We start from the raw sequence: 5269 nt of genomic DNA, 5'->3' as shown, positions 1-5269 counted from the left end.
CCGACTCGACAGGCCCCTGGCCGACTGACCGGGCCGCGAGTGGGCCCCCTCAGCGGCCGGTGGCGACCGGGCGGCCCGGGTCGCGCACCCACTCGCTCCACGAGCCGGGGTAGAGCACGCTGTCGAGGCCGAGCTCGGCCAGCGCGAGCACGTGGTGCGCCGCCGTGACGCCGGACCCGCAGTAGACCGCCACCGGCTCGTCGCCGCGGTCCCCGAGGACCGACCGCCAGTGCTGCGCGAGGTCTTTGCGGAAACCGCCTTCCGGCTCGAGCCACGCGGAGGTGGGGCTGTTGACCGCTCCCGGGATGTGTCCGGCGACCGGGTCGATCGGCTCGACCTCCCCGGCGTAGCGCTCGGGGGCGCGTGCGTCGAGGAGCAGGCCGGACCGCGGCCAGTCCGCAGCGCCGGCCGCGTCGACGGTGGGCATCCCGCCCGGTCGTGCCCTGAAGTCGCTGCCGCGCGGCTCGGGCTCCTCCGTGCTGACCGGCAGCCCGGCGGCCAGCCAGGCGGCGTAGCCACCGTCGAGGACCCGGACGTCGCGCAGCCCGACCCAGCGGAACACCCACCAGGCCCGAGCAGCCGCGAACGACTCCCGACCGTCATGGACGACGACCCGGGTGCCCTCGCCCACGCCACAGCGCTGCAGGGTGCGCTCGACGACCTCGGGAGACGGCAGCGGGTGCCGGCCACCCTCCCCGGCCGGAGCGGCGAGCTCGGTGTCGAGGTCGACGAAGAAGGCGCCCGGGACATGCCCCGCGGCATACTCGGCGCGCCCCGGGTTCGCAGCCCCTTGGGTCGTCAGGGTCCAGCGGACGTCGATGACGACGACGTCCTCGATCTCGGTGGCGAGCGCGGCAGCACTGATCAGGTGGGTCACGCGCCCATCGTGGCATCCTCGGTGCGTGGTCCCGCACCTCGTCCTCGTCCACGGCTCGCGCCTGTCCGCCGCCCAGTGGGCGCCGCAGCAGCGACTCCTCGAGGGGCGCGTCACCCTCGGGCTCGTCGACCTGCCCGGCCACGGTGCCCGCGCTGCCGAGACGTTCACCCTCGACCGGTGTGTGGAGGTCATCGACGCGGCGGTCGACGCCGCCCCGGCGAAGGCACCGGTCATCCTGGTCGGCCACTCCCTCGGCGGCTACGCCGCCATGACGTATGCCGCTCAGCACAGCTCGCGCCTGACCGGCCTCGTCCTCGCGGGGTGCAGCGCGACGCCCGTCGGTGCCGGAGCGACGATCTACCGGTGGGTCGCGCGCATCACCGACCGAGTCGGCGAGGCGCGGATGACACGGCTGAACGACGCGGTGCTGCGCCGGCTCTACACCCGCGATCTCATCGAGCCGGTCATCGCCGGGGGCTACTTCTTCACTCCGACGGCCGCGGCGTGGCAACAGGTGATGGACACCTGCCGGCCCTCGATGCTGTGGGGCGTCACCTGCCCCGTCCTGCTGCTGAGCGGGCAGTACGACCAGTTCCGGGTCGGCACCGCGGAGTTCCTGCGCGCCTGCCCCAGCGCCCGGGCCGAGGTCATCCCGCGCGCGAGCCACCTGGCCAACCTCGACCAGCCGGAGGCGTTCGCCGCTGCCCTGCTGCGCTTCGCCGATTCGGTGTGCGGCCCCTGATTTGGGACAATCGACCGCTGTGACCGACGTCCTGACCCCGCCCGCCCGCCCGACGACCCGCGTCGCCGGTGCTGTGGGCGACGCCTCCGGCCCCTCCGGACCGGGCGCGTCGGTCCTGCCCCCCTTGCGGATCGGCCGGCACGTGATCGAGTCCCCGGTCGTCCTCGCGCCGATGGCCGGCATCACCAACCGGGCCTTCCGGCGACTGTGCCGCGAGTACGGCCGCGAGGGCACCGCGCTCGGCGGGGCGTCCGGGGCGACGAGCCTCTACGTCAGCGAGATGATCACGACGCGCGCGCTCGTCGAGCGCAGCCCGGAGACGATGCGGCTCATCGAGCACGACCCAGACGAGTACCCCCGTTCGATCCAGCTCTACAGCGTCGACCCGGCCACGGCCCGGGCTGCGGCCCGAATCATCGTCCAGGAGGACCGGGCCGACCACATCGACCTCAACTTCGGCTGCCCTGTGCCGAAGGTCACCCGCAAGGGCGGCGGGTCAGCGCTGCCGTGGAAGCGGGACCTCTTCCGCGCCATCGTGGGCGCCGTCGTCGAGGAGGGCGCCAGGCGCGACATCCCGGTGACGGTCAAGATGCGCAAGGGGATCGACGACGACCACCTCACCTTCCTCGACGCGGGTCTGGCCGCGGAGGAGGAGGGCGCGGCGGCCGTCGCGCTGCACGGCCGCACGGCTGCGCAGGCCTACTCCGGACAGGCCGACTGGTCGGCGATCAGACTGCTGAAGGAGACCGTCACCTCGGTCCCGGTCCTCGGCAACGGCGACATCTGGTCGGCCGAGGACGCCCTCCGCATGGTCGCCGAGACCGGCGTCGACGGGGTCGTCGTCGGCCGCGGCTGCCTCGGGCGGCCCTGGCTCTTCACGGATCTCGCGGCGGCGTTCGCCGGCATCACGACGCGGGTGACGCCGACGCTCGGGGAGGTGGCCGACACCCTGCGCCAGCACACCCTCTACCTCGTCGACTTCTACGGGGAGGAGGACCGTGCCTGCCGCGACATCCGTAAGCACATCGCCTGGTACCTCAAGGGGTTCCCGGCCGGCTCGACGATCCGCAGCTCGCTGGCCCTCGTCGACTCGGTCGCATCGCTCGACCGGCTCCTCGCGGGGCTCGACCGTGACCAGCCGTGGCCCGGGGAGCCGGCAGAGGGGCAGCGGGGGCGGGCCGGCTCGCCGCGCCGGGTCGCCCTGCCCGAGGGCTGGCTCGACTCGAGGGACCTGTCGGAGGAACACCAGCGAACGATCTCCGAGGCGGAGCTGTCCGTCTCGGGCGGCTGATCCTGCGCGTCGCTACGGTGGTCGCATGATCGGTTATGTCGTCCTCTGGATCGCCCTGCTCGTCCTCGCGGCCTGGGCGACCTACGCGATCGCCTCGCGCCGCAACCGCTGACGCACCGCGACCGCTGAGTACCCACGGCTCGCGTGTCGGCGCAGGCTGGCACGATGCCTCCATGAGGCACGGTGGCACCCCGGAGCGGCCCGCGGTCTTCTTCGACGACGCAGCGGAGTTCCGCGCCTGGCTGGAGGCGAACCACGACAGCGCGAGCGAGCTGTGGATCGGCCGGTTCAAGAAGCACGTGCCCGACCCGGGCCTGACCTATGCCGACTCCGTGCGCGAGGCGCTCTGCTATGGATGGATCGACTCCCAGGTCCAGCGCATCGACGCCGACGCCGTGCGCCAGCGCTGGACTCCCCGCAAGCCGGGCAGCACGTGGAGCAACATCAACATCGCGGCGGTGGAACAGCTCACCGCCGAAGGACGGATGCACCCTGCGGGGCTGGCGGCCTTTGCCAGGCGGCGCGACGACCGCTCCGGCATCTACTCCTACGAGAACGAGCACCGCGCCTGGCCCGAGCACTACGAGGCGATGCTGCGCGCCAACCCGACCGCATCGGCCTTCTGGGACGGTGCCACGCCGTCCTACCGCAAGGGCGCCGTTGCCTGGGTCGTCTCCGCGAAGCAGGAGGCGACCCGTGACAAGCGGATGGCGCAGCTGATCGAGGACTGCGCGCACCTGCGGCTCATCCCCTCGCAGCGCTACGGGAAGGAGCCGAGCTGGGTCGCGCGCCTGCGCGACCAGCTCGGCTGAGCGGCATACCGCCTAGCGTTTGTCCCGCGGCGGGATGATGTCGTGATGCGCGCGCTGGTCCGCCTTGGCGTGCTTCTCGGCGCGCTTCTGCTTGATCGACTTGCCCTTCTGCGACATGTGCGATCGAGGTGACTTGTCGGCCATGGCTGCTCCTCAGGTCGGAGGCCCCTGACGCCCTCCTCGCCAGTATGCGCCACCGAGCAGCGGGTATGCCGCTGAGTTTCCGCCCGCACGCCCCCGTCCTCCCGCTCCGGCCGCGTGCCGCACCCTAGAGTCGGGGCGTGGCGTACACGCAGACCGACCGCGAGCGATGGGTCGCGGAGGACCCCGCGCAGAAGCGGGCGGACCGTGACGACTTCGCTCGTGACCGGGCCCGGGTCGTCCACTCGGCCGCGCTGCGCCGGCTCGCCGCCAAGACGCAGGTCCTCGCGCCGGGGCACGACGACTTCGTCCGGAACCGGCTCACCCACTCGCTCGAGGTGGCCCAGATCGGCCGGGAGTTCGGCGCGGCGCTGGGCTGCAGCGCCGACGTCGTCGACACCGCGTGCCTCGCCCACGACCTCGGCCACCCCCCGTTCGGCCACAACGGGGAGGCTGCCCTCGACGAGCTCGCCCGGGACATCGGCGGCTTCGAGGGCAACGCCCAGACCCTGCGCATCCTGACCCGGCTCGAGGCCAAGCGCAGCCACCCGGACGGTCGTCCGGCCGGGCTCAACCTGACCCGGGCCAGCCTCGACGCCGCGACGAAGTATCCCTGGCGACGCGGCGACGGCCCACGTGCGACAGGCAAGTTCGGCGTCTACGAGCAGGACCTGACCGTCTTCGAGTGGTTCCGGGCCGGAGCGCCGGCAGGGGTCCGGTGCCTCGAGGCCCAGGTCATGGACTGGTCGGACGATGTCGCCTACTCCGTCCACGACGTCGAGGACGCCATCGCGTCCGGCTGGTTCGACCCCCGCATCCTGTGGTCCGCGCCGGACATGGCGGCGGTCCTGGAGGTGGCGGCGCGCACCTACGCGCCCGACCTGACGCCGGACACTCTGGACGCCGCGCTCGAGCGGCTCCTCACCTCCGGGGCCATCCCGGACAGCTACGACGGGTCGCGCCGCGCGCTGGCCGCGCTCAAGGACATGACGAGCCGGCTCATCGGTCACTTCGTCGGGGTCGTCGAGGACCAGACCCGCCGGCGCCACGGCCCCGGCGCCCTGACCCGCTACGGTGCCGACCTCGTCATCCCGGACGGGACCCGGGCCGAGTGCGCGGTCCTCAAGGCGGTCGCCAACCACTTCGTCATGACGACCGATGAGCGGCTCGCCGTCATGGCGGAGCAGCGCGAGGTCGTCCGCGGCCTGTTCGCGGCGTATGCCGCGGAGCCGGAGCAGCGCCTGGACGGGGACCTGCTCGCCGACTACCTCAGCGCGAGCACCGAGGCGGAGCGCACGCGCGTCCTCGTCGACCAGCTCGCCGCCCTGACCGACCTCAGGGCGCTGGCGCTGCACGGGCGCTGGGTCGGCTGACGACCGTCGACCGAGCGCAAACTCCGGTCGCGA

At 72.9% G+C, this 5269-nt stretch carries 6 protein-coding genes; 4 read left to right on the top strand and 2 right to left on the bottom strand.

Annotated features, from left to right (window positions below):
- Positions 1 to 49 precede the first annotated feature (49 nt).
- Entirely contained in the window at positions 50 to 877 is an 828-nt protein-coding gene (locus N864_RS18915; protein WP_034720857.1) for a sulfurtransferase, read from the bottom strand.
- Positions 878 to 902: 25 nt separating this feature from the next.
- On the opposite strand from N864_RS18915, the gene N864_RS18910 reads away from it, so the two are divergent.
- From N864_RS18910 to N864_RS18900, 3 genes are all read left to right on the top strand, one after another.
- Entirely contained in the window at positions 903 to 1619 is a 717-nt protein-coding gene (locus N864_RS18910; RefSeq protein WP_034720855.1) for an alpha/beta fold hydrolase, read from the top strand.
- Positions 1620 to 1692: 73 nt separating this feature from the next.
- The gene (gene dusB, locus N864_RS18905; RefSeq protein ID WP_051518801.1) at positions 1693 to 2910 is read left to right on the top strand and encodes a tRNA dihydrouridine synthase DusB; all 1218 of its coding nucleotides are present in this window, start codon (positions 1693 to 1695) and stop codon (positions 2908 to 2910) included.
- Positions 2911 to 3083: 173 nt separating this feature from the next.
- Positions 3084 to 3722 (top strand): YdeI/OmpD-associated family protein, encoded by a 639-nt coding sequence (locus N864_RS18900; protein WP_034720846.1) that lies wholly within the window; start codon positions 3084 to 3086, stop codon positions 3720 to 3722.
- A gap of 12 nt (positions 3723 to 3734) precedes the next feature.
- Here the strand turns inward: N864_RS18900 and N864_RS26275 are convergent, their stop codons facing one another.
- Positions 3735 to 3866 carry a hypothetical protein gene (locus tag N864_RS26275; protein WP_276203107.1) on the bottom strand — a complete coding sequence of 44 codons (132 nt, stop codon included), beginning with the start codon at positions 3864 to 3866 and terminating at the stop codon, positions 3735 to 3737.
- Between the two features lie 137 nt (positions 3867 to 4003).
- On the opposite strand from N864_RS26275, the gene N864_RS18895 reads away from it, so the two are divergent.
- Positions 4004 to 5236 carry a deoxyguanosinetriphosphate triphosphohydrolase gene (locus N864_RS18895; protein WP_034720843.1) on the top strand — a complete coding sequence of 411 codons (1233 nt, stop codon included), beginning with the start codon at positions 4004 to 4006 and terminating at the stop codon, positions 5234 to 5236.
- Positions 5237 to 5269: the final 33 nt, after the last annotated feature.

Origin of the sequence: Intrasporangium chromatireducens Q5-1, from assembly GCF_000576575.1 — a bacterium.
In the GTDB taxonomy this organism is placed as follows: domain Bacteria; phylum Actinomycetota; class Actinomycetes; order Actinomycetales; family Dermatophilaceae; genus Intrasporangium_A; species Intrasporangium_A chromatireducens.
The sequence above is the reverse complement of the archived record's forward strand: the minus strand, read 5'-3'. Positions and strand labels throughout refer to the sequence as shown.